Origin of the sequence: Rhizobium sp. Leaf453 (assembly GCF_001425605.1) — a bacterium.
Classification (GTDB): domain Bacteria; phylum Pseudomonadota; class Alphaproteobacteria; order Rhizobiales; family Rhizobiaceae; genus Pararhizobium.
Genome location: NZ_LMRG01000002.1, coordinates 90,323 through 112,568, shown reverse-complemented (window position 1 = coordinate 112,568; position 22,246 = coordinate 90,323). Strand labels below are relative to the sequence as shown.

General features: G+C 60.2%; 22 protein-coding genes. 10 read left to right on the top strand and 12 right to left on the bottom strand.

Going from position 1 to position 22,246, the window contains the following annotated elements; translation table 11 throughout:
* The first annotated feature begins 27 nt into the window (after nt 1-27).
* The 4 genes from ASG68_RS05200 (at nt 28) to ASG68_RS05185 (ending at nt 4,678) form a co-directional block, all read left to right on the top strand.
* Nucleotides 28-813, top strand: coding sequence for an IclR family transcriptional regulator (locus tag ASG68_RS05200; protein ID WP_062585163.1), 786 nt, complete (start codon nt 28-30; stop codon nt 811-813).
* Between the two features lie 73 nt (nt 814-886).
* A complete protein-coding gene (locus ASG68_RS05195; protein WP_062585823.1) occupies nt 887-1,609 on the top strand; it encodes a ribonuclease activity regulator RraA in 723 nt (240 codons plus the stop codon).
* A 220-nt stretch (nt 1,610-1,829) separates the two neighbouring features.
* The gene (locus ASG68_RS05190; protein WP_082499552.1) at nt 1,830-4,265 is read left to right on the top strand and encodes an ATP-binding protein; all 2,436 of its coding nucleotides are present in this window, start codon (nt 1,830-1,832) and stop codon (nt 4,263-4,265) included.
* Nucleotides 4,262-4,678 carry a response regulator gene (locus tag ASG68_RS05185; protein WP_062585158.1) on the top strand — a complete coding sequence of 139 codons (417 nt, stop codon included), beginning with the start codon at nt 4,262-4,264 and terminating at the stop codon, nt 4,676-4,678. Before ASG68_RS05190 ends, ASG68_RS05185 begins: the two co-directional genes overlap by 4 nt.
* A gap of 44 nt (nt 4,679-4,722) precedes the next feature.
* Here the strand turns inward: ASG68_RS05185 and ASG68_RS05180 are convergent, their stop codons facing one another.
* Nucleotides 4,723-6,201 carry a PLP-dependent aminotransferase family protein gene (locus ASG68_RS05180; RefSeq protein WP_062585156.1) on the bottom strand — a complete coding sequence of 493 codons (1,479 nt, stop codon included), beginning with the start codon at nt 6,199-6,201 and terminating at the stop codon, nt 4,723-4,725.
* Between the two features lie 119 nt (nt 6,202-6,320).
* Between ASG68_RS05180 and ASG68_RS05175 the strand changes: the two genes are divergently transcribed.
* Both ASG68_RS05175 and ASG68_RS05170 read left to right on the top strand, forming a co-directional pair.
* Nucleotides 6,321-7,484, top strand: coding sequence for an MFS transporter (locus ASG68_RS05175; RefSeq protein WP_062585153.1), 1,164 nt, complete (start codon nt 6,321-6,323; stop codon nt 7,482-7,484).
* A 52-nt stretch (nt 7,485-7,536) separates the two neighbouring features.
* Nucleotides 7,537-7,986: a GNAT family N-acetyltransferase gene (locus tag ASG68_RS05170; protein ID WP_062585151.1), complete on the top strand. Its 450-nt coding sequence runs from the start codon at nt 7,537-7,539 to the stop codon at nt 7,984-7,986.
* Nucleotides 7,987-8,079: 93 nt separating this feature from the next.
* On the opposite strand, the gene ASG68_RS05165 is transcribed toward ASG68_RS05170, so the two are convergent.
* Nucleotides 8,080-9,012, bottom strand: a complete 933-nt coding sequence (locus tag ASG68_RS05165; protein WP_062585149.1) for a dihydrodipicolinate synthase family protein — start codon at nt 9,010-9,012, stop codon at nt 8,080-8,082.
* A gap of 278 nt (nt 9,013-9,290) precedes the next feature.
* Nucleotides 9,291-10,166: a M23 family metallopeptidase gene (locus tag ASG68_RS05160; RefSeq protein WP_062585147.1), complete on the bottom strand. Its 876-nt coding sequence runs from the start codon at nt 10,164-10,166 to the stop codon at nt 9,291-9,293.
* Between the two features lie 349 nt (nt 10,167-10,515).
* Here ASG68_RS05160 and ASG68_RS05155 point away from each other — a divergent pair, with 349 nt between their 5' ends.
* Complete coding sequence (locus ASG68_RS05155) at nt 10,516-11,514, top strand: Gfo/Idh/MocA family oxidoreductase (RefSeq protein ID WP_062585144.1); 999 nt, start codon at nt 10,516-10,518, stop codon at nt 11,512-11,514.
* 31 nt (nt 11,515-11,545) lie between these two features.
* On the opposite strand, the gene ASG68_RS05150 is transcribed toward ASG68_RS05155, so the two are convergent.
* On the bottom strand, nt 11,546-12,589 hold the full coding sequence (locus ASG68_RS05150; RefSeq protein ID WP_062585141.1) for a LacI family DNA-binding transcriptional regulator: 1,044 nt from the start codon (nt 12,587-12,589) through the stop codon (nt 11,546-11,548).
* 208 nt (nt 12,590-12,797) lie between these two features.
* Here ASG68_RS05150 and ASG68_RS05145 point away from each other — a divergent pair, with 208 nt between their 5' ends.
* Nucleotides 12,798-13,634: a TIM barrel protein gene (locus ASG68_RS05145; RefSeq protein WP_062585139.1), complete on the top strand. Its 837-nt coding sequence runs from the start codon at nt 12,798-12,800 to the stop codon at nt 13,632-13,634.
* Nucleotides 13,635-13,738: 104 nt separating this feature from the next.
* On the opposite strand, the gene ASG68_RS05140 is transcribed toward ASG68_RS05145, so the two are convergent.
* Genes ASG68_RS05140 through ltnD form a run of 4 tightly spaced genes read right to left on the bottom strand, consistent with a single transcriptional unit; the run spans nt 13,739 to nt 17,623 of the window.
* The gene (locus tag ASG68_RS05140) at nt 13,739-14,545 is read right to left on the bottom strand and encodes an HpcH/HpaI aldolase family protein (RefSeq protein WP_062585137.1); all 807 of its coding nucleotides are present in this window, start codon (nt 14,543-14,545) and stop codon (nt 13,739-13,741) included.
* A gap of 26 nt (nt 14,546-14,571) precedes the next feature.
* Nucleotides 14,572-15,864, bottom strand: a complete 1,293-nt coding sequence (locus ASG68_RS05135; protein WP_062585821.1) for an AGE family epimerase/isomerase — start codon at nt 15,862-15,864, stop codon at nt 14,572-14,574.
* A 42-nt stretch (nt 15,865-15,906) separates the two neighbouring features.
* Nucleotides 15,907-16,686 (bottom strand): 2-oxo-tetronate isomerase, encoded by a 780-nt coding sequence (otnI, locus tag ASG68_RS05130; protein ID WP_062585135.1) that lies wholly within the window; start codon nt 16,684-16,686, stop codon nt 15,907-15,909.
* Nucleotides 16,687-16,699: 13 nt separating this feature from the next.
* Nucleotides 16,700-17,623: an L-threonate dehydrogenase gene (gene ltnD, locus ASG68_RS05125; protein ID WP_062585133.1), complete on the bottom strand. Its 924-nt coding sequence runs from the start codon at nt 17,621-17,623 to the stop codon at nt 16,700-16,702.
* Between the two features lie 203 nt (nt 17,624-17,826).
* Between ltnD and ASG68_RS05120 the strand changes: the two genes are divergently transcribed.
* Both ASG68_RS05120 and ASG68_RS05115 read left to right on the top strand, forming a co-directional pair.
* The gene (locus tag ASG68_RS05120) at nt 17,827-18,603 is read left to right on the top strand and encodes an SDR family NAD(P)-dependent oxidoreductase (RefSeq protein WP_062585131.1); all 777 of its coding nucleotides are present in this window, start codon (nt 17,827-17,829) and stop codon (nt 18,601-18,603) included.
* Nucleotides 18,604-18,703: 100 nt separating this feature from the next.
* Nucleotides 18,704-19,609 (top strand): S1C family serine protease, encoded by a 906-nt coding sequence (locus ASG68_RS05115; RefSeq protein ID WP_062585129.1) that lies wholly within the window; start codon nt 18,704-18,706, stop codon nt 19,607-19,609.
* 160 nt (nt 19,610-19,769) lie between these two features.
* Here ASG68_RS05115 and ASG68_RS05110 read toward each other — a convergent pair whose 3' ends face one another.
* The 4 genes from ASG68_RS05110 to ASG68_RS05095 form a co-directional block, all read right to left on the bottom strand.
* A complete protein-coding gene (locus ASG68_RS05110; protein ID WP_062585126.1) occupies nt 19,770-20,009 on the bottom strand; it encodes a tautomerase family protein in 240 nt (79 codons plus the stop codon).
* A gap of 59 nt (nt 20,010-20,068) precedes the next feature.
* The gene (locus ASG68_RS05105; protein WP_062585124.1) at nt 20,069-20,782 is read right to left on the bottom strand and encodes an SDR family NAD(P)-dependent oxidoreductase; all 714 of its coding nucleotides are present in this window, start codon (nt 20,780-20,782) and stop codon (nt 20,069-20,071) included.
* Between the two features lie 136 nt (nt 20,783-20,918).
* The gene (locus tag ASG68_RS05100) at nt 20,919-21,851 is read right to left on the bottom strand and encodes a LysR family transcriptional regulator (RefSeq protein ID WP_062585122.1); all 933 of its coding nucleotides are present in this window, start codon (nt 21,849-21,851) and stop codon (nt 20,919-20,921) included.
* Nucleotides 21,852-21,866: 15 nt separating this feature from the next.
* Nucleotides 21,867-22,172, bottom strand: a complete 306-nt coding sequence (locus tag ASG68_RS05095) for a hypothetical protein (RefSeq protein ID WP_062585119.1) — start codon at nt 22,170-22,172, stop codon at nt 21,867-21,869.
* Nucleotides 22,173-22,246 lie beyond the last annotated feature (74 nt).

Genomic DNA, 22,246 nt, shown 5'->3' with positions numbered 1-22,246 from the left:
ATAATTCAAATGAGGAATAAATGGTTCATGAATGAACTCAAGCATGGTTCGCCGGTGGTGGAAAAGACCGCGCATCTCTTGGAGGCGGTTGCCGATGCGCGCACCGGAATTTCGCTTGCATCGTTGGTCGAGCATCTGGGCGTGCCGCGTTCCACAGTGTACCGGATCCTCAATTCATTGAGTGCGCATGGGCTTGTCGCGCGTGTCAACGGCGGCTCGATTTACGAGCTCGGACCGAAATTCGTCGAGCTGGCGCGCCGGATTTCTCCCGGTGCGGACAAGGCATTTCTGGTCGAGGCGGCGAAGCCGATCTTGACGGCGGCGGCCGACAGGATCCTCGAATCCTTCAAGCTTGCGGCGCCCGAAGGCCATGAAATGATGACCATATTTGCTGCGCCAAGCCCGGGCGACTATTCGCTTTTCATCAAGGTTGGCGGCCGTTCCAGCAAACATGTCGGGGCAGGCGGCAAGCTCGCGCTCGCGTTTTCCGACTATAGCGAAGTAGAGTCCTATTGCGCTGCCGGTCTGGAGGGGCGCACCCCCTACACCATCACTGATCCGGATGCGCTGAAGGAGGCGCTCGCCGATATCCGGCGCAACGGATATGCGGAGGACAATCAGGAATCCAATCTCGGTGTGCGGGCAATCGCGACGCCGGTTTTCGATTCCGGTAGCCAGCTTGTCGCGACCGTCAGTGTTCCATTCATCGGCGAGGCGACACCGGATCGGGCGCGTTCGATCCGGCGAGAAGCACTGGATTGTGCCGTTCTTCTCACAAAAGCGATAGACGGGCGGCATCCATTATCCAAATAAGAATTATGAATTTCTATATTGAACATTCCAGCTTTGCCTGTTAGTGCTCCTGCAACACGCAATGGAGGACTTCATGACAAATTTGGATTCTTCGGTTCGGGCAAAGCTTGCGCGAACGAATTCGGCAACCCTCAGCACCCTGCTTTTAAAGCGGGGGCTGCGCAATACGGCCATTCGCGGTGTGCGTCCGCTCTCAAATCAGGAAAAGCCGATGATCGGACCGGCGGTGACCGTGCGCTATATCCCGGCCCGCGAGGATATCGACGGCTCCACCTACAGTTCCGACCCCTCGAACCACCAGCGCAAGGCGATCGACACCATTCCGGATGGCCATGTTCTGGTCTTCGATTGCCGCGCGCTTGCCGACGTCGCCGGGATCGGTGCGATGCTTGCGCGGCGTCTTGTCTACCGCAATGCCGCCGGCATGGTTCTGGATGGCGGCGTGCGGGATACCGCAGATATCGCATCCCTCGGTTTCCCGACCTATTGCCTCGGACCGGCGGCACCTGCCAACCTGGTTGCGCATCATGCGTCCGACATGAACCAGCCAATCGCCTGCGGGGGCGTCGCGGTCTATCCCGGCGACATCATCTTCGGCGACGGCGAGGCCGTCATCGTCATCCCACGCGAATATGTCGATGAGATTGCCGATGAAGCCGTCGCCATGGAGGAGCAGGAGGAATTCCTGAAGACCGAAATCGAATCCGGACGTTCCACGCTCGGAGTCTATCCGCCCAACGAAGAAACACTTGTGCGTTACGCAGAGTGGCAAAAGTCGCGTTCAGCGGTGAACTGAGAACGCGGCGAATAATCCGTTGCAATTCCAAGGTTACCGCCCGGAATATGTCGTGCCGGGCAGGAGATCGGCACGACAACAGAACTCGCATGTGTGGAGTTCCTGAAAAGATATCTACCATTTGATGCGTGAAGGGTCTTCCGCCGCCACGTGGCTTACGACAATATGGTCGAAGCACGAGCGATCCAGACACAACGAATCACGCTGATGGGGGCAGGTCATGTTGCCGGACTTTCGAATGGTGTTCGAGTCAGCCCCAGGCCTCTATCTGGTCCTCGACCGGAACCTGACCATCGTCGCGGTGAGCGATGCCTATCTGAATGCGACGATGACGGACCGGGCCGTTATCGTCGGCATGAATATTTTCGATGTCTTTCCGGATAACCCGGAAGATCCGACCGCGTCGGGAACCCGAATTCTGGGGGATTCGCTTCGACGTGTCGTCGAAACAGGTGTCGGTGACGCGATGGCCGTCCAGAAGTACGACGTGCGAAAGCCCGACGGAAGCGGCTTCGAAGCGCGGTACTGGAGCCCCTTCAACAAGCCGGTCCTCGACGAGAATGGCAAGGTCGCCTATGTCATCCACCGGGTCGAGGATGTCACTGAGTTCATCGGACTGAAGAACAGGGACAGCGCGCAGCTCGAAGCCAACGAACAGTTGCGCAGCCGGGCGCAGAAAATGGAGCTGGAAATCTTCCAGCGCGCGCAGGAGGTGGCCGAAGCCAATCGCAAGCTTCGCGATCTCGATCGGCTGAGGACGGACTTTTTCGCTAATGTCAGTCATGAGCTGCGGACACCGCTGACGCTGATCCTCGGCCCGGTCAGGAAGGTTCTGTCGGACGCCTCCTTGTCTGGCGCCGATCGTCGAGACCTCGAAGTTGTCGAGCGAAATGCACTCACCCTGTTGGGTCAGGTCAACGACCTGCTCGATGTCGCGAAGCTTGAAGCCGGCAAGTTCGATCTTGTCTACACGCGTCTGGACGTCACGCGCTTCAACCGGACCCTGTTGTCCAGCTTCGAGGGTTTGGCGCGCGACCGGGGAGTAGCATTTCGCTCGGTCGAGCCCGCTGACCTCGACATGGAGGTCGATGTCGAAAAGCTGCAGCGCATTCTGCTGAATCTCCTGTCAAATGCATTCAAGTTCACGCCTTCAGGCGGTGATGTGGAACTCTCCCTCGAACGCGTCGGCGGCAACGCGGTGTTCAAGGTTGATGATACGGGCCCTGGGATTCCTGAAGAAGACCGCGCCATTGTGTTTGAACGCTTTCGGCAGCTGGACGGCGGCAAGCGGCGGACGAAGGGTGGAACCGGGCTGGGCCTGGCGATCGCCCGGGAATTCGCTTCGCTGCTGCACGGCACACTGCACGTCGATGCCAGCCCGTTGGGTGGCGCGCGTTTCACACTCGTTGTTCCGCTCCGTGCGCCGGAGGGATTTCCAGTCATTGTGGATGAAACATTACAGCAAGCCGGCCTGTCGGACATTGTCAGCCACGAACTCGCGAAGGTTCCCGGAACGGCAGCCGATGTGCCGGGCGTGGAAGGCGGTGCCCGCATTCTCGTCGTCGATGACAACGCCGACATGAGAAACCATATCGTAAGTTTGCTGGCGGAACGCTATCGCGTGGAGACGGCTGATGATGGTTCTGCCGGCCTCGCTGCCGCCCGCCAGTTTCTTCCCGACCTTGTCATCACCGATGTGATGATGCCGGTGATGTCCGGTGATGATATGGCGCGGGCATTGTTGGCTGATCCGGTAACGGCGGAAATTCCCATCTTGATGCTGACGGCAAAGATGGATGATCCCTTGAAGATGGAACTTCTTCAGGAGGGCGTTCGCGATTACATCGCCAAGCCGTTCTCGGCGCGGGAACTTTCGATCAAGATTGAACGGCTGATTGCCGAGCGCCGCAAGGTTCTGGAAGAAAAGTCGATTCTCATCGAGAAACTCCGTCGGTCGAACAGGGACCTGGAGCAGTTTGCCTATGCGACTGCCCACGATCTTCGTTCCCCTCTGCGGTCTATCCATGTGTTGGCGGATTGGATCCACGAGGACGCTGAAGGATTGCTGCCTTCGGAAAGTGTCGATCACTTGCAGAAATTGCGCAATCAGGCCCGCCGCATGGAGAAACTCCTTCAGGACATTCTGACTTATGCGCGGGTAGACCAGATCAACGGGCCTGCAGGCGAGGAGGGCGTTCAGGCGAGTGCGCTTCTGACTGATGTTGTCAGTCTGATCGACCCGCCAGCCGGCTTCGTCGTGAATGTCGATCGCAGATTCAACGGGATCGCGCTTCCACGCATGCCGCTCCAGCAGATTTTTCACAATCTGATCCACAATGCCGTCAAGCACCACGATGGGGTTTCCGGCCGCATCGATATCGATGTCTTCGATCTCGGCGACCGATTTGCCTTCTCGATTCAGGACGACGGGCCGGGCATCGATCCCAAATATCATCAGAAAATCTTCGATATGTTTCAAACCCTGAAACCACAGTCACAAAAAGACGGTAGCGGAATGGGACTGGCGTTGACGAAGAAACACATCAACGGGCACGGTGGTCAGATCACCGTTGAATCGGAGCCGGGTATGGGAGCCCGATTCTCATTTACATGGCCAAAAGCGGCGGCCGGACATCGAGGGCAAGATACGAAATGAATGACAGACTGATCGACGTGCTCATTGTCGAGGACAACGACATCGACACGGAAGCAGTGAGACGTGCCTTTCGGCGGGCAGATTTTCCCAATCCGACACATATTGCCGGCGATGGCGAGGAGGCGCTCGATATGCTTCGTGGCAGCCATGGCCGGAAGAAATTGCCGCAGCCATGCGTCATCCTGCTGGATATCAACATGCCGCGCATGGACGGTATCACCTTGCTCGACGAATTGCGCCGCGACGATGAATTCAAGCAAAGTATCGTCTTCATGTTGACGACCTCCGGACACGAGGCCGACCGGAAGTCGGCTTACGATAAGAACGTGGCCGGCTATTTTCTCAAGGAAAATCTGGGGGCCCTCGTGGAGACGCTGAAGCCCTATTGCCGGGGCAACGAATTTCCGGGCTGACCGCTTCACGGCTTGATCCCGTGAATGCATGCGAAAAGCCGCGTTTAGAGGCTGTGCTGCATTCGTCCGAGAACGTTGGCCAGTCGTTGTGTCCCGATATCGGCTTCTGCTTCCGTCAGGCCGGAGAAACCGAGCAGAAGGCGTGATTGCGCGGCTGCATGGACATACATCGGGGAGACGGGAATGACGATGACGCCGGCCGCATGCGAGGCTCGTGTCAGCGCCTTGTCGTCCGTCCACGTGCCCGTGCTGCGGACGGTAAAATGGATACCCTGCGCCGGGAGGGGGGCGATGAAATGCTCTGAAAGCCGGTCCTCCAGCATGCCGGCCAGCAGATCGCGCGACGCGCGGTAGCTCTCCCTCAGTCGGCGCAAATGGGCGGGAAAATATCCTTCATTCAGGAAATCGGCGACGACCAGTTGGTGCAGAGGGGCGGGGAATCGGTCGATGATCGGCCGTACAGCCCGAAAGGCTGGAACGAGATCGTCGGGCACGATCAGATAACCGACGCGAAACCCCGGAAGAAGCGCTTTGCTGAATGTCCCCGCGTAAATCACGCGGTTTGTCGGATCGAGCCCCTGCAGGGAGGCAATCGGCCGGCCCTCGTATCGGAATTCGCTGTCGTAATCGTCCTCGATGATCCAGCAGCCGCGCCCCTGTGCGAAAGCGAGCAATTCCAGCCTTCGGTCGAGCGGCAGGGCCGAGCCGGAGGGGTACTGGTGCGATGGTGTAACGTAGATCGCGGCGGGTGCCGGCGCGTCATGGGCGTGCAGTGTCGCGGTTATCAAGCCTTCGTCATCGACCGGCATTCCGTGGATTTCCGCCCCGTTTAGCAGAAAGGCCTGTCGTGCCGGTGGATAGCAGGGGTCTTCGATGAACGCCGTTTCTCCCGGCGAAACCAGCACGCGGATCGCGAGATCGAGCGCCTGCTGAGTGCCGGAGGTGATGAAGAACTGGCCGGGCTCGCATCGCACGCCCCGCGACGCTGCGACATGGGCAGCGATTGCGCTTCGCAGTGAAATCTCGCCTTGCGGGTCACGGTAACTGTCCGTGACATAGTCGATATGGCGGTGTGCCAGCCGCTTCAGGAGGCCGGCCGTTCGTGCGTCATGGATGACACGGCCAGTGGCGAAGGGCACCTGCGCCGGTGCGGCCATCTCCATTTGCATGACCCGTCGTGCAGCGACGGAGATATCGCGTCGGTCCATGCCGGCCGTCGTCGTCTGTGCCGCATGGCTCCCGACCGGCATTGGCGGCAAGCCGGAGGCGACATAGGTTCCGGATCCATGCCGCCCGACCGCGTAGCCTTCCGCGATCAGCATGTCATAGGCTTCGGCGATCAATCCACGGGATAGTGTCCATTCGGCGGCAGCCGTGCGCGTCGAGGGCAGGCGTTGATCTGGTTTCAGGATGCTCGCAACGATGGTATCGCGCAGTTGCAGATAGAGTTGCCGCACGGCCGACACTGGGGACGATGGGGTGATCGTCGGCATAAAGCCGGCGGCCGCACTTTCGCGCCGCATTGTGCGGGCACGAGGTCCTTGTCGCGAAGTGGTCCGCATCGGCATCTCGAAGTGGCTCTGGATTTATACGCTATTGTGGCGCTTTCTCCTGCCACATTCAACCACGGTTTCGAGATCCCATGCGCTCATCATCCGCTCCCTTCCTTTTCGCCGGCACAATGCTTGCTGCCGCCGGCTATGGCGCCACCTTCCTTCTGTCGGCCTATTACCGTGCCCATGGCGGCAGTGATGTCGATACCGGCCTGACACTCGGCGCCGCTATGGTCGGCACATTTACGGGCGTCCCGCTCGTCGGCTGGTTCTCAGGCCGGTTCGACGCGGCCCGCATGAGCGCGATTGCCAACTGTGCCGTTGCACTCGGTTTTCTGTTGCTCGCGTTCACCACGGGCGGCGGATTCGGGCTGGCGCTGGTTTCCGGTTTCTTCATCGGTCTCGGATGGGGCATGTTTTACATCGGCGCGCCGATGGCGCTATCCGAGCGGGTGACGGATGCCGACCGAGCGTTCTGGTTCGCCCGTTTCGGTGCGTTCCAGATGGCGGGTATCGGCGGAGGTCCGGTGATCCTCAATCTGCTCGTCCAGCAGGCCGGTCTGTCGGTCGAGACCGCTTTCCAGATCGTCGGCCTAGCTTGCGTCAGCGCATCGGTTCTGCTCTGGACGTTCGGCTCGGTAGCGCCCGGTGGTGCGCGAGGAGTGGCGCTTCGACCCTGGGTGCGCTCCATCACGGTCATCGGTCGCAGTTCCTCGGTGCGTCCCATCCTGATGGTGGTTCTCGGTGCCTGCGTCTTTTCCGGCCTTTTCACCTTCCAGACGACGCTGGTCGAGGGTACCTCCGCCAATGCTGCAAGTTTCTTTGCTGTCTATGCCGTGACGGTGGTCGCAGCGCGGCTGACGCTCGCCCGTTTTCTGGCGACACTGCCGCAGGTCCATCTGGCGACGGGGCTTCTGATATCCATGATCCTCGGCGTCGTGGCGATGTTCGGCGTCGGCATCCACCCGGCTTTCCAGATCCTGTCGGCGGTCCTCACCGGCATCGGTTATGGCCTCGTCTATTCCGTGATCCAGACCTGGGCCGTCAACAACACAGAGCCTGCCTATCGCCATGCGGCGCTGACCTGGTTCGTCCTGTCCTACTTCGTCGGCATCTTCGGCTTTCCGGTTCTCGGCGGCTGGGTTCTTGTGCATCTCGGACGGGAAGTGTTCCTCGGCATGCTGCTGGCTGCCGGGGTCGTCGAACTGCTGATTGCATCCAGTATCGGCTTGCGCAGGGCACAGGCTGCCTGATCAGATAGGCAACTGAACGCCAGCCGCCGGCTCTTCTCCGAAAGGAATTTCCATGACAGATATCACCGTTCGCCCGCTCCGCCTCGAAGACCGCGCGCAATGGGAAGTGCTCTATCAAGGTTATGCGACCTTCTACAACGTCGCTCAGACGGGAGACATGCGCGACACGGTCTGGTCCTGGCTGCACGATCCCGGCAAGGAGGCGCGGGGCCTTGTCGCTGCCGGTCCAGATGGAAAACTGATCGGCCTCACCCATTTTCGGCCCTTCGCCCGTCCGCTCTCAGCCACGACCGGCTGCTTTCTCGATGATCTCTTCGTTTCGCCAGACGCGCGCGGATCTGGCGTCGCCGATGCACTGATCGAAGCCGTGCGCGCGATCGCTGACGGAGAAGGTTGGTCCGTGGTGCGCTGGATTACAGCCGAGAACAATTATCGCGGCCGCGCGGTCTATGACCGGGTGGCGACGAAGACCCACTGGGTCACTTATGACATCAAGATTTGACCGGGGCGCCGGCTGCGGCCCGCGCCTGATGCTGGATAGGCTTGCAAATGCCCCTCACCATCTGCGGAAAGCGTCTGGTGAGGGGCGTGGCAATCAAGCGTAGCGTGCGGCGTACCAGGCCTTGAACAGCGTGTACTGGTTTTCCAGGTGCTTCTGCTGCGAGGCGCTGAGCTTGTCCGTCTCGTTGAAGTGCAGCGTGTATTCCGTGTCGCCGTTCAGCACCATCAGATGCTTGTAGTGCAAGACGAGGTCCGGGCCTTCGTCATAGGTGGAGAGCACGGTCAGCGCTTCCTCGAGTTCGAGTGCGTCGCGCCGCGCCGTAGCGTCGCCCTTGGCGGCTTTTTCGCAGAGCGATACCAGATGCAGGACTTCCTTCGGTAGGGCATTGCCGATGCCGGTGATGGCGCCGCCGGCGCCGCAATTGACGAAGCCATGATAGACGCCGGTATCGACACCGACCATCAGCGTGAGGGCGTCGTCACCCGATGTGATGTTTTCGGCAGCGTAGGTCATGTCCTTCTTGCCGCCGAATTCCTTGAAGCCGATCAGGTTTGGGAAGCGTACGCGCAGGTCGAAGAACAGATCGGCGCGGGTGGCGAAACCGTAGTAGGGGCTGTTGTAGATGACCGCCGGCAGGTTCTTGGCGGCTTCGAGGATGGCCGAGAAATGATCACGCTGGGCCGAGGCGGAGGAGCCGCGCGACAGCACCCGGGGAATGACCATCAGGCCCTTGGCACCAACCTTGGCAGCATGCGCCGCGTGGCTGACGGCGGATTTGGTGTTGATCGCGCCGGTGCCGACGATGACCGGGACGCCGGCTTCCGCCAGCCGTCGTACGCCTTCCTGTCGTTCTTCGTCTGTGAGAAGCGGCCAGTCACCCATGGAGCCGCAATAGACGACTGCGGACATGCCCGCGGCGATCAGTTCCTTGCCCTTGCGGACGAGCGCATCGAAATCGGGTGTACGGTCAGGTTTGCAGGGGGTCATGAGTGCGGGAATGCAGCCGCTGAATATGTTCGCCGTCATTGTCATCTCCTGGGTGCGGGTATGTCCGAATTGCTTTGATGGGAACTGATATATCAGAAGGCGGTTCTGGTGTCTACAGACGGGTTCTCGTCAATAGGAGATTTTATAAGCAAATAATAAAACTGTATTTTCTTGGAAATTTGGTTTGATATTTCAATGGGCCCGCTACGCCACGTAGATGGCGACGTGACGGTCTTCGCGAAGGTATTGGAAAGACTGGTTAGGTGCCGCAGCCACTTGGCTGCCGGCCGGCGCGCGACATCAGGGATAGGTCGCCGCTACTGAACGACGACCTCTGAACTCGATGTTCTGATCGCCGTGCCGTCCATCGTCACGGAAACCTCGACCTGATACCGCCCTGATGGCAACGCACGCTTTTTTCCGGCGAAAGCGGAATAGGCAGCCTTGTTTCGGTCGAGCGGCTCGCCGGTATGGTCGAAGAGCAAATTCCCGGCGTCATCCTTCAGGACAAATCGAATGACGCTTCCGCGCTTCAGATTTGCAAACCACGCCCAGGTCACGAAGATGCCGTCGGCGGTCGATGCGGTCGGTGGTGGGCCTTCCTGAACGAGGGCCTCATAAGCGACCGGCTTTCCGGCGACGCCCACAGCCAGAATGTCCGGCTTTGTCGGCTCCAGGCTTGCGACGATCTCCGGGGAAAACAGGGAACCGGTCGATTGAAACGCTGGCGAGCACCCTTCGGAGAGCTTTCGGCCGGTCAGCGGATCGAGCGTGTCGCCATTGTGTTTGACCGTGATGTGCACATGGGGAAATTGAGCCAGCCCTGATGCGCCGACATCGCCGAGCCTGTCGCCTGTTTTGACCGCATCTCCCGGTTTGACCGCAAGACTGCCTTGCCGCAGGTGGCAGTATTGCACTTCGTATCCGTCCTGAAGCTGCAGGACCAGACCGTTGCCGCACTCCTTGCCGGCAATGCTCGCCCGGTCGCTTTCGGTTTCGACCAGATGGTCCTGTTCACCGTCGCGAACCCGCAGAACCGTGCCATCAGCCACTGCGACGACCGCGTATCCGCTTTCCACGTCCTTCATCGAAAGAATGCGCAGATCGGTCCCCGTATGGCCATCATAGGTCATGCCGCCGCAGAGCGGATCGGCGACGGCATCGCCCTCTGCCATGTCGGAATATTGTTGCATGAAGCATGTTTTCCCGAGTTCACACTGCGCCGGCAGGCGAAGTTCGATTGCGAAGGCAGGAGCGGAAAGCAGTACGGCGGGAAAGGCGCCGGATAGAAGATGACGTGCAAGTCTGGACAAGGGCTTATCCCGGTTGAGGACGAGTTGGCCTGCACCCTACCATAACAAGGGAGGACAAATAATGACTTTCCTGCGGTCAGGCAAAGCTTGGTGCGGATCGTCTGATCCGGTTGGGTCCATGCCATCATGATCAGTGTTGATCGAATTCCATCATCCGAACGGTTGACCGGCCTTCGAGTGAGACTATCCATGTTGATGAGCCAAAGACATCAGCAGGATAGACGGAACAATGCGGATAGCAGTTATCGGTGCCGGTATCATGGGGGCGGATCATGCCCGGATCGTGGCCGAGGAGCTTCCCGGAGCCAGGCTTCAGGTCGTTTGTGACATGGACGGCAAACGCGCCCGGCGTGTTGCCGATACTCACGGAGCACAGGATATTTCCACCGATCCCGCAGGCACGGTTACGCGCGGGGATGTCGATGCGGTTGTTATTGCGAGCCCGGACTTCACCCATGCTCCGCTGTCGCTGGCGTGCATCAAGGCAGGCAAGAGGGTGCTGTGCGAGAAGCCCTTGTCGCAATCTTCCGGCGAATGTCTCGATGTGATGCGGGCCGAACAGACAGCAGGCGAGAAGTTCGTGCAGGTTGGCTTCATGCGCCGCTTCGATCAGTCCTATCTGGAAATGAAGAAGGCTCTGACCGATGGAACGCTCGGTCGCGCGCTGATGATGCACAATTTCCATCGGAACGTGGCGACGCCGGCGGCGGATTTCACGGGCGCCATGGCGATCACCAATTCCGCTCCACATGAATTCGATGTGGTCCGTTACGTGCTGGGTAGCGAATTTGTCTCCATTTCCGCTTTCCAGCCCCGCCGTTCCGATGCGCTTGTCGCTCCGGTTTTCATGGTGCTGGAAACGGCCGATGGGCAGCTCGTCAATATAGAGGTCAACAACAACGCGTCCTATGGCTATGACGTTCGGGCCGAACTGGTCGGCGAGAACGCCAGCATTGCGATGAACCAGGTGGCGTTTACGCGGATTGATCGAAGCCTCGGCCAGAGCACGGGATATGATGCCGACTGGCATGGACGCTATGCCGATGCCTATCGGCGGCAGAACCGCGCATTCCTCCGCTTCGCGCAAACCGGTGTCTTTCCGGAAGGTGCGTCGAGCAGTTGGGACGGATACTGCGCCTCTATTGTCGCGGAAACCGGCGTGAAAGCGTTGCAGGAGGGCCGCAAGGTGCCGATCGAGATGATCGCCAGGCCGGACTTCTACGCCTGAAGCGAGGCTCGTACCCGAAACAGCAAGATTTTCAAAAGGGCAGCGGTTCCGGGATATTTTCCGGTCCGTAGAGGACGACCGGCACTTCGTTTTCCACCTGTATCGCCGCCGGTTCGCCGCCGAAGGAATAGTGCCGCAATATCAGATTGACGGCCTTGCGGACCTGGAGTTCAGGGCTCTGGTCTATGGTGATCGACATGAGGCCTTCCCGCAGCAATTTCGCCGTTTCCTGGGTCAGTTCGTGCCCGACGAAAACCGGGCGGTGCGCCAGAATACCGGCCCGGATCGCATTGGCGACGGCGATGTTGGCCGCGCCGACATTGTAGACCGCCGTTGCTTCCGGACAGCTCCTGAACGCCCTTCGCAGGCCGAGTTCCGATTGATCCCGGTTGTCCATGCCCTCGACGATTTCCGCGATGACCCAGGATGACGGGCTGTCCTCCAGAAAATGCCTGATGCCGCGCAGCCGGTCGGCGTGAGCCTGGAACCCCAGATGGTTGCACAGGATAATGATCTTGCCGGGTTCGCGGCCCATTCTGGTTAGGAAATAGCCGGCGGAGCGGCCGGCCTTGTAATGGTCTGTCCCGGCATAGCCGATGCGTGCGGCACCCGGAACGTCGGTGATGACGGTGACGACGGGAATTCCGCGCGCATTGAGGGCTCGAACGGCGTCATGGATCAGCGGATGATCCGGCATGGAGGAGACGACCGCATCGCAGGTCGTCCTGATCAAGGCCCTGGCGATGGTTTCAGCCTGCTCGTCATCGAGTATGGTGTGATGGATGACGATCGATCCGTCGATGGAATTGGATAGGCGCCGGAACTCGAAGCCCATCCGGGCGATCAGCGGCAGTTCGGGCCTTGCCAGGATGACATCGATACGGATCAGCCGGCGATGGCTCGACGGAAGCAACCGCCGGATGCCGAGTTCGCGCGCGGCCTGCAATACGCGCTTGCGGATATCCTCGCTGACATTGCCGCGATCGTTGATGACGCGATCGACAGTGGCGGTGCCGACCTTGGCACGTCTGGCGACGTCCGTCAGGGTGATCTTGCCGCGTTTGTTGTCGGACATAATGCGCGGCCTCTCCCAGGTGCACTCCGCCGTCATCACTACACCTCGGTTGATTGAAATCAATCAGGATAGTGCCCAGTTCTTCGCGTCTTTCGCCGTTCGGCTGATTGAAAAAAATCAGCAGCGCATTTGACCAGGTTTGGATCGTGACCGCATAAGGCGACATGGCTGGAAGGCTGACAACCGCGGGATTTGAGGAGACGAGGACGTGGCCCGGAATATCGATTTTGCACTCAACCATATTACGGCACCACGGCTTGGAAGCCGCGACTTTATCGATCTCGCGGCACGGCTGGGATGCGGCGGGGTCGAGCTCCGCAATGATCTTGCGGACAAGAACCTGACGTCGCGGGATTTCTTCGACGGTGAAAGCCCTGAAGCGATCGGCGCCTATGCCCGTGAGAAGGGCGTTCGGCTGCTCGGTCTCTCCGAGGCCTATGGTTTCAATCGATGGTCCGAAGCGATGAAGGCCAAGGTGGAACTGCTGATCGCCCAGGCGAAGGAGAGCGGCGCGGAGAGCATCAGCCTCATTCCAAGCAATGACGGTGTCAAGGAAACGGATGAGGCACGGCTCGGAGCCCTTCGCGAAGCCCTTGCCATCATCCGCCCGATGATCGAGGCCGCTGGCATCAAGGCGCTCATCGAGCCGCTCGGCTTCACGACATCTTCACTGCGACTGAAGCGCGAGGCCGTGGAGGCGATCACCGCCGTCGGCGGCAACGATTGCTTCCGGCTGGTGCACGATACGTTCCATCACTTCCTGGCGGGTGAAACGGAGTATTTTCCGGACATGACCGGGATCGTTCACATCTCCGGCGTCGTGGATCCGGAAGTCGCGACCAACCAAATGCAGGATGGTCACCGGATTCTTGTCGATGATCGGGACAGGCTCAGCAATATCGGACAGATTCGCGATCTTTCCGGTCTCGGCTATGCCGGCGCCTATTCGTTCGAACCCTTCGCGACATCCGTCCACGCCGATCCTGCTCTGGAAAACAGCCTCCGCGACAGCATCGCGTATATCAGGGCGGCGCTGGCATCCTGATCGGCTCTTCACCTTGGAATTGGGTCACACGTCTGCTGTGACCCATTTCGCATTTACTGGCTTGCCGCAGCATCCGGCATTTCCCACATCGGCAGGCGATCGGATCAATAGCCCTTGGCAATGTTCGCATCCAGCCGGATCACGCCGGTATGTGAACGATAGGACGCCACTTCCTGTTGCCCGAACATCCTGAGGATCGAGATATCGCTCGACGGGATGACGAGGTCGAAGCCTTCGTCGAGCAGTTTTTGCCAGGAGCGACCGGCGCTGGGCACCGTGCCGATCTTCTTTCCCGCCGCCTTGGCGATCGCGAGAACTTCATCGACGAGCGCGTTTACCTCGGGGTGATCGAGGTCGAGGATGTGGCCGGAATCGGCCGCCAGATCGTTGCGGCCGATGAACAGCATGTCGACGCCGTCGATTTCCGCGATGGCCCTGGCATTTTTGACGCCAAGGACGGTTTCGATCTGGCAGATGACCAGCGTGTGGTCGTCGATCGTATCGACATAGCTGTCGTTCATGCCGTAGTCCGATCCTCGTGCCACGCCGATCGCCAGACCCCGCACGCCTTTCGGGGGATACCGGCATGCCGAGACGACAGCCTGGGCAGCCTCGGCGGTTTCGACCATCGGCACCATGATTCCGTCGGCGCCCTGATCCATCAGGGTCTTGATGATGGCGGGATCATTGGCCGGGACACGAACCAGTGATGCAGCGCCAGTTCCGCGCGCCGCGCGCATGACATTCGCCGCATCGGTGACCGAGCCCAGCCCATGCTCCATGTCGATCATCAGGATATCGTAGCCGCAAAGGCCCATCATTTCGGCGACGGCCGGATTGAACAGTTGGATCCAGCACCCGAAGAGGGATTTGCTGTCTGCAAGGGCCGCCTTGGCTGTGTTGGGGATCATCCGAAAACTCCTCTATTCCTCTGCGGTCATAGTTTCAGAATCGAAGTCGATCCGTCTCCCAGCAGGCCGCGCGTAATGCTGCCGTTCGAAGGGAGCAGCGGGATCAGGCAGGACTGGACCGCGTGATAGAGATCGGGCCTTCCGACAAACACCCGGTTCACTGGCTGCAACTCCTCGTCGAGTTCCGGGATCCAGCCGCCTGACTGCGGGCGGCGGTCGATGAAGTGGTTGTTCACAAAGCCCCAGATCCGGCGATACCATTCCTCGAAGCGTGGATCGTCATCGACAGCGCCAAGCAAGGCGGCAGCGCCGATGCCTTCCGCAGCCGGCCACCAGTAGAGATCGCTGCGATCCGGTCGGTCATCCCAGTCAAGCGTGTAGAAGAAGCCGCCCACCCGATTGTTCCAACCGGTCTCGATGGTCTTCAGGAAAAGGCCCTTGGCCGCCTCGATCATCCAGGTGTGCGCGCGACCGCCAAGTTCCCAAAGCTGCAAGAGAAGGCGGCTCCATTCCAGCGCATGGCCGGGTGTCGTGCCACGCGGTCTGAACATGGGATCGCCGGCGTAATCGAGATCGACGGACCAGTCGCTTCTGAAATGCTCCGCAACCCGCCAGCCCTGTTCGCGGGCGTGCCGGTTGATGATGAGCGATGCGATGCTTTCCGCCATATGCAGCAACTGCCGATCGCCGCTCGCCTCGTATGCGGCCATCAGCGCTTCGGTGAGATGCATGTTGGAGTTCTGGCCGCGATAATCGCTGATCTCGCTCCAGTCCTCGGCAAACTCTTCCCTGGTCGCGCCGGCGGATTTGTCCCAGAAGCGCTTGTCGAGGATCTCAAGGATATCGGCCATCAGCCGATCGGCATCGGGATGGCAGACGACCTTTGCAGAGGAGGCCGCGAGAATGACGAAGGCGTGGCCATAGGCGAGCTTCGCCGGGTTCGTCGCCCCTTCATCGTCCACGCCCCAGAAATAGCCGCCGTTTTTCGTATCGCGATGGCGCTTCCAGATGAAATCCATGCCGTGATCGACATTGCGATCCGCGCCGGGCAGGCCAAGAAGATGGGCAATCGAGAAGCAATGGACCATGCGCGCGGTGTCATGCACCTGCCGTAGCGCACCGGCATGTCCCGCCTGGGCGGGGTTGGGCTGGCCGTTATCGGCAAGGGTTGAAAAGCCACCCTTGGGATTGAAGGACGTGTACTGGAAGAAATCGAACAGCGAGCGGGCCTGGGAGAGCAGCCATTGCCTATGGGCGTCGCGTTCGACGTAACGGGGGCCGGTCATGCCGATCCAGCTTGGCTTGGGTGTATCCGTCATGCGTCGCCCCAGAGTGTCGGCCATATCGAGGGTGCCCCCATCTCACGTCCTCCTCTTGAACGGCTCGAACCAGCCGAGCCCGGCGATCGTCGTGGTTGCCGGCACGTATTCGCAGCCCACGAAACCGCTGTATCCGGCAGCATCCATCATCTCGAAGATGTAGGGATAGTTCAGTTCTTCTCCGTTCGGCTCGTGCCTTGAGGGAACACTTGCGATCTGCACATGGCCGATCAAGGGAAGCAGCCGCTGAAAGGAGCGGGCGATGTCGCCGTGCATGATCTGGCGATGGAAGATGTCATACTGGATGCGGATGTTCGGCAGCCCGATATCGGCGATCAACTGCTCCGTGAACATGAAATCGTTGAGAAAATATCCCGGCATGCTGCGAGGATTGATGGGCTCGAGAAGCAAGACGAGATTTCGCTCGGCGAGCCGTCCGGCAACATATTCGACGGAGCGCCGGTAAGCGGCTGCCGCTTCCGGATCGCTTCGGTCCGCCAGGCCCGCCATTAGGTGCAGGCGTTTCGCGCCCGTTGCTTCCGCATAGTCGAGGCCGAGTTCGACGCTTGCCTTTACATCTTCGAAACGGTCGGGAAGGGAGGCAATGCCTCGCTCTCCGGCATCCCAGTCGCCGGGTGCCAGATTGAACATAGCCTGGGTAAGATCGAGGGATTTCAGCATGTCCGAAAGCCGGTGCGCGGGAATGCTGTAGGGAAAGAGGCACTCGACGGCGCTGAAGCCGGCCTGCGCGGCGGCTTTGTATCGATCCGGGAAGGCAACCTCGTTGAACATCATCGTCAGGTTCGCAGCGAATGTGGGCATGATGGCGACCCTTTCAGCTCTTGTGCTCGGGCAGCGTCGCGCCGGACAATTGGGCGTAGATGCGGGCGACGGAGGAGTCGTCATCCTTGCCCATGCCGGCGCCCGCCGCCGCCAGATACATCTGCAGCGCGGCGGCGGCGATCGGCGCAGGGTAGCGTTCGGAGCGCGCCATATCCTGGATAATGCCGAGATCCTTCACGAAGATCTCGACGGAACTCAAAGGACTGTAATCTCCATCCAGGACATGCGGCATCCGGTTTTCAAACATCCAGGAATTGCCCGCCGATGCAGTAATCACGTCATAGACGGTTGCAAGATCGAGCCCGATTTTCGAAGCTAGTGTGATTGCTTCGCAGGCGACCGCGATATGGACGCCTGCGAGCAACTGGTTGATCATCTTCACCGAGGCACCCACGCCCGCCTTGTCGCCGAGGCGATAGACCTTCTGTGCCAGGGCGGAAAGGACAGCCTCTGATTTCTCGAATGCTTCCGGTTCGCCCGAGGCCATGATGGTGAGTTCTCCGGATGCGGCACGCTTGGCCCCGCCGGAGATCGGCGCATCGAGGAAGAAAACGCCCTTTTCCTTTGCCCTTGCCGCAAGGCGCTCGGCATCCGCCGGGGACATGGTGGCAGACGAGATGAAAACTGCGCCTTGCTGCATGGATTCGATGGCGCCGCCGGTGCCAAAGAGAACCTGTTCCGTCTGTGCGGCATTGACCACGACCGAAACGACGACCGGTGCGTCCTGTGCCACCTCGCGCGGCAAAGCGCCCGAGGACCCGCCTGCGGCTTGCAGGCGTTGTCGTGCCTGCTCCGTGACATCGCAGCCGGCAACGGCGAAGCCTGCGCGCAGAAGCGATTCCGCCATGCCGAATCCCATGGAGCCGAGACCGATGACGGCGACCTTCCCGGGTTCGCCGTGAACATGAGTGGCCATGGAATCTCCTCCAATCCTGACCTGGATGGCTCCATCGGAGTAGGACCGAAGAGGCGCGGGTATTATTGTAAAATGTGATAATTGGGATTGCCGGTGGTGCCAAGCGGTTTCGGGGGCAAAGCCGTCGGTCCCTGCCATGGCGTTGGGTGTGCAATAGGCCGATTGGCAATGGCTTGAATTGCATTGATCTGGAGAAAGCTCCCATGCTCGAAGGAAAAGTCATCTTCATCACCGGGTCGTCGTCGGGCATCGGTCTGGCAACGGCCAAGGCCGCAGTCGACAACGGCGCGAAGGTCATTCTGCATGGCTCATCGAAGGACAAGCTCGAAGCAGCGGCGGCGTCGCTTGGCGGCGTCCCCCATGTTCAGGGTGACCTTGCCGCTCCGGACGCCGCAGAGAAGATTGCCGAGACTGCAATCGCCGTTCATGGCCGCGTGGATGTCCTGGTCAACAATGCCGCGATCTTCCCGCGCACTCCGCTGGAAGCCTCGGATGGCGAAGCCTTCGATCGGATTTTCGCGATCAATACGCGCTCGCCCCTGCTGCTGACGCGACGTCTGGTCGCCCACATGCGCGAGAAGGGGATCAAGGGTTCCATCGTCAATATCGGTTCAGTGAACGCCTATTCCGGGCAACCGGATCTTCTCGTCTATTCCATGTCCAAGGGCGCGCTCATGACCATGACGCGCAATATCGCCGATGGCCTTGCGGCGGAAGGCATCCGCGTCAACCAGTTGAATGTCGGCTGGACGCTGACCGAGACGGAAATCGAAACGCAGCGGGCGCAGGGCCGGCCCGACGATTGGCAGAACAGCCTCCCGGAGGTCTTTGCGCCGTTCGGGCGCATCCTTCTGCCAGAAGAAGTGGCCAATCAGGTTATCTTCTGGGCCTCCGACATGTCCGCGCCGGTGACAGGACAGGTCTATGATGTCGAGAAGTACACATTCCTCGGCCGCAACGTGATGAGCCGGGTGGTCTAGCCCCGACCGACTGCCGATTGAGAGGATGAATGCTGCCCTTGCAGCGGCGCGTTCGCGTACATACCTCACCATTAGTGTAATAAAGCATTTGAGATGAGCCATGGATAAAGCCGCACTCTCGCGATCGATCGTTTCCGTCCGCACAGTCATTCCGGAGGATGCGTTTACCGCGCGATCCCTTGGAACCCTGCGTGAGGGAAGCGGCGTGGTGATCCGGGCGGACGGACTCGTACTTACGATCGGCTACCTGATGGTCGAGGCGGAGGAAGTCTGGCTCACGGATCGGAACGGCAAGGTTACGGCTGGTCATGCCCTGGCCTACGATCAGGAAAGCGGCTTTGGACTGATCAAGGCGCTCGGGCCGCTCGATTGCCCGGCTCTGGTGCTCGGCGATAGTGCCAAGGCCAATCGCGGTGATCCCGTTGTCATGATCGACGGGCAGGGGCAGATGCGGGAGGCCGCCATCGTCGCCAAGCAGGAATTCGCGGGTTATTGGGAATATCTGCTGGACGAAGCGATCTTTACCGCGCCCGCTCACCCATCCTGGGGTGGCGCCGCGCTTGTCGGTCAGGACGGGACATTGCTGGGGATTGGCTCCCTGAAGCTCGAGATGAGCCGTGGCGGACAGGCATCCGATATCAACATGGTCGTTCCCATCAACCTGCTCCGTCCCATCCTCGACGATCTCCTGACCCGCGGAAAGGTGGACAAGCCGCCCCGCCCTTGGCTCGGCGCAATGACCGCCGAGACCAATGGTGACGTCGTGGTCATCAGTGTTTCGCCTGAAGGCCCGGCGGCACAGGCGGGGTTGAAAGGGGGAGACGTGATTTCCGAAGTCCGCGACGAAGAGGTCAGCGGCCTGGCGGACTTCTATCGGCAAGTCTGGAAAAGCGGCGATGCAGGAGCGGAAATTCCCTTCAGGATTCTGCGCAACGGGCGTGAAACCTGGCTGAGGGTCAAGTCTGCGGACCGTGACAGCTTCCTGAAAAGGCCTCAGCTTCAATAACGGTCGCAAGTGGTTCTGCGCAGACGAGCATATCCGGGTGCTTGAGACCGGGGGGGCGGGCCAGCGTGGCATGGTCATTCCTTTCTCTGTAGGTGAAACGGATCGGCGGCACAAACGGTGGTGACCCGTTTGCGCCGCCCAAGGCATGATAGCGGCTGGCTCAGCTTTTTTTCATCTCGGCGAGGTGCTTGCGATAGGCCGGCACCGGCATGCCGCCCCAGCCCCAGTTTTCGAGGTCGACCTCCTCGATCACGACGAAGGTCGCTTCCAGCGGCTTGTTGAGGACATCGAGAAGCACTTGGCTGACGCCCTTGATGATGGCCGCCTTTTCCTCTGCGGTGACTGAATTGCGGTCCGGCGTGGTTCCCTCGCGGGTAACCTGGACAGTTACGATTGGCATTGGCGTCTCCTTCCTGGTTGAATGACGAAATGTTGTGTCGAATTCGAATGCGCCCGGCTTCACCAGCGTCCGGCATTCTGGCCGCCATCGACATGCAGGATCTCGCCGGTGACGAAGGCTGCATTCTCCAGATAAAGGACGGCATCGACAATATCGTGGATTTCGCCCATGCGCCCGACCGGATGCAGCGCCGACAGCGCGGTATGGTTTTCCTGCGGGTGCATCGGCGTCTTGATGATGCCGGGCGAAACCGCGTTGACGCGAATGCCGCTCGTGGCGAACTCTATGGCCAGTTCCTGCGTTGCCGAGGCCAGCCCGCCTTTCGTCAGCGAGGCAAGTGCTGCCGGCACGCCTGCGATCGGCTGATTGACGATGCTCGTCGTGATGCTGACGATATGGCCGGAGCCCCGCTTCAGCATCTCGCGGGCTGCCCGCTGGGTGATGTGGAAGAAGCCGGCGACGTTGACGCTCATGTTGAGATCATAGTCTTCCTGGGTGAAGTCGACGAACGGCTTGGCGGTGAAGACACCGGCATTGTTCACCAGCGTATCGATCCGGCCGAACTGTTCGATCGCGCCGCGCGCGACCCGTTCGGCGGTCTGGGGATCGCCGATGTCACCGGCGATGGTCAGGATATCCGGATCCGCGCTGGGCTTGATCGAGCGCGATGTGGCGACAACCCGGTAATCGCGTTTGCGGTAGGCATCGACGAGGGCTGCGCCAATGCCCTGCGATGCGCCGGTGATGATGACGACTTTCTTCTGCGAGCTCATGAGTATGATCCTTGGTCAGATGCAGCGATCCTTCGATCGCCCTACGCCCTCGGCGTTGGTGCATCCTGTTTAGATCATTCCGGATATGAGCAGAATTAACCTAGTTGGGCAGACAGTCTGCCGATAATCGGCGGGATCAGTCGATCTTGTCAGCTTCTGCGGCTAGACGTGTGAACTGCGCCCGCAAACGGGGCGTCGCGAAATCAACGAAGGCGCGCACCTTTGGAACCGACATGCGGCCGTGGGGCGCGACCAGATGCGCCGGCAGTGGCGGATGCTCGGCATCGGCCAAAACGATCTGCAGTCGCCCATCCCGGACATGTTCGGCGACATGGTAGGAATAAAGCCGGGTCAACCCGGTGCCTGCGACGGCTGACGCAACGGCGGCGCGTACACTGTTGACCGTCAAACGCGGTGAAAACTGCACCGTGCGCGGAATGGTGGAGCCTTCGGCCGGCGTAAAGTTCCAGGAATCAAGCCCGAAATTGGTGAAGGCGATGATCTGATGCTGGGCGAGGTCGCCGGGTTCATCGATGCGCGGGTGGCTGGCCAGATATGCTGGTGAGGCCACGACCACGCGCCGGATATTGCCGCCGAGACGGGTGGTGACCAGCGAGGAATCGGCGAGGTTTCCGATGCGTAGCGCAAGATCGACGCCTTCATCGACGAGGTTGACGAAGCGATCGAGCATCAGCAGTCGCACCGAAACGGCCGGATATTTCTCCAGGAAGTCATCGACGATGCGCCGCAGCACATCCTCGCCCAGGATCGGCGGTGTCGAAATCGTCACGACACCGCGTGGCGCGGATCGTTCGGCGCCGGCCAGCATGTCGGCTTCCTCGAGATCCATCAGCACTCGCTTGCAAGCGGTGATGTATCGCTGGCCGGCCTCGCTGAGCCGCAACGTTCGTGTCGTGCGATGCAGAAGTTGGACCCCGACATGCGCTTCAAGAAGGTTCAACGCCCGGCTGACGGCAGTCGGCGAGCGCTTGAGAAGTCGCGCCGCGCCGGCAAGGCTGCCTTCTTCGACCGCCGTGACGAACACTTTCATTGCATCGATGCGGTCCATGATGAGGCCGATCCGTCAGATTCCGGACCCGTCGAACTGCGGAGCGTCGTCATGCTCCCAGGGCGAAGGCATCGATGCGCGGCTGAGATTGGCGGATGGCATCGGCATCCAACACTTCAGTTCCGGCTCGGCATATTCGATGACGCAACCGGGCGAGGAATCGGCTGCACGCCAGCCTTCCGAACCGAACTGGTCGCCATGCGACCAGTATGCGAGATCGACTTCCGCCGGTCCTTGCTCTGACGGGCGAACCGTGACGAGGATTCGATTGCCGTTTTTCGGGGCGCTCGCCATCGGCCGCCATCTGTCGGATTCGATCATGATTTTTCTCCTGCCTCGCGACGGGGAAAGTGTCGCCTCGCGATGGAAGGCGGTCAACCCAAACTTTTAGCATG

Excerpts from the sequence above, each read along its gene's own strand:
- ASG68_RS05095 (WP_062585119.1), bottom strand. The coding sequence starts at position 22,172 with ATGATCGAATCCGACAGATGGCGGCCGATGGCGAGCGCCCCGAAAAAC.
- ASG68_RS05185 (WP_062585158.1), top strand. The coding sequence starts at position 4,262 with ATGAATGACAGACTGATCGACGTGCTCATTGTCGAGGACAACGACATC.
- ASG68_RS05190 (WP_082499552.1), top strand. The coding sequence starts at position 1,830 with ATGTTGCCGGACTTTCGAATGGTGTTCGAGTCAGCCCCAGGCCTCTAT.
- ASG68_RS05140 (WP_062585137.1), bottom strand. The coding sequence starts at position 14,545 with ATGATCCCCAACACAGCCAAGGCGGCCCTTGCAGACAGCAAATCCCTC.
- ASG68_RS05135 (WP_062585821.1), bottom strand. The coding sequence starts at position 15,864 with ATGACGGATACACCCAAGCCAAGCTGGATCGGCATGACCGGCCCCCGT.
- ASG68_RS05180 (WP_062585156.1), bottom strand. The coding sequence starts at position 6,201 with ATGCGGCGCGAAAGTGCGGCCGCCGGCTTTATGCCGACGATCACCCCA.
- ASG68_RS05115 (WP_062585129.1), top strand. The coding sequence starts at position 18,704 with ATGGATAAAGCCGCACTCTCGCGATCGATCGTTTCCGTCCGCACAGTC.
- ASG68_RS05120 (WP_062585131.1), top strand. The coding sequence starts at position 17,827 with ATGCTCGAAGGAAAAGTCATCTTCATCACCGGGTCGTCGTCGGGCATC.
- ASG68_RS05155 (WP_062585144.1), top strand. The coding sequence starts at position 10,516 with ATGCGGATAGCAGTTATCGGTGCCGGTATCATGGGGGCGGATCATGCC.
- ASG68_RS05100 (WP_062585122.1), bottom strand. The coding sequence starts at position 21,851 with ATGGACCGCATCGATGCAATGAAAGTGTTCGTCACGGCGGTCGAAGAA.
- ltnD (WP_062585133.1), bottom strand. The coding sequence starts at position 17,623 with ATGGCCACTCATGTTCACGGCGAACCCGGGAAGGTCGCCGTCATCGGT.
- ASG68_RS05170 (WP_062585151.1), top strand. The coding sequence starts at position 7,537 with ATGACAGATATCACCGTTCGCCCGCTCCGCCTCGAAGACCGCGCGCAA.
- otnI (WP_062585135.1), bottom strand. The coding sequence starts at position 16,686 with ATGCCCACATTCGCTGCGAACCTGACGATGATGTTCAACGAGGTTGCC.
- ASG68_RS05200 (WP_062585163.1), top strand. The coding sequence starts at position 28 with ATGAATGAACTCAAGCATGGTTCGCCGGTGGTGGAAAAGACCGCGCAT.
- ASG68_RS05195 (WP_062585823.1), top strand. The coding sequence starts at position 887 with ATGACAAATTTGGATTCTTCGGTTCGGGCAAAGCTTGCGCGAACGAAT.
- ASG68_RS05150 (WP_062585141.1), bottom strand. The coding sequence starts at position 12,589 with ATGTCCGACAACAAACGCGGCAAGATCACCCTGACGGACGTCGCCAGA.
- ASG68_RS05160 (WP_062585147.1), bottom strand. The coding sequence starts at position 10,166 with ATGCAACAATATTCCGACATGGCAGAGGGCGATGCCGTCGCCGATCCG.
- ASG68_RS05105 (WP_062585124.1), bottom strand. The coding sequence starts at position 20,782 with ATGAGCTCGCAGAAGAAAGTCGTCATCATCACCGGCGCATCGCAGGGC.
- ASG68_RS05110 (WP_062585126.1), bottom strand. The coding sequence starts at position 20,009 with ATGCCAATCGTAACTGTCCAGGTTACCCGCGAGGGAACCACGCCGGAC.
- ASG68_RS05165 (WP_062585149.1), bottom strand. The coding sequence starts at position 9,012 with ATGACGGCGAACATATTCAGCGGCTGCATTCCCGCACTCATGACCCCC.
- ASG68_RS05175 (WP_062585153.1), top strand. The coding sequence starts at position 6,321 with ATGCGCTCATCATCCGCTCCCTTCCTTTTCGCCGGCACAATGCTTGCT.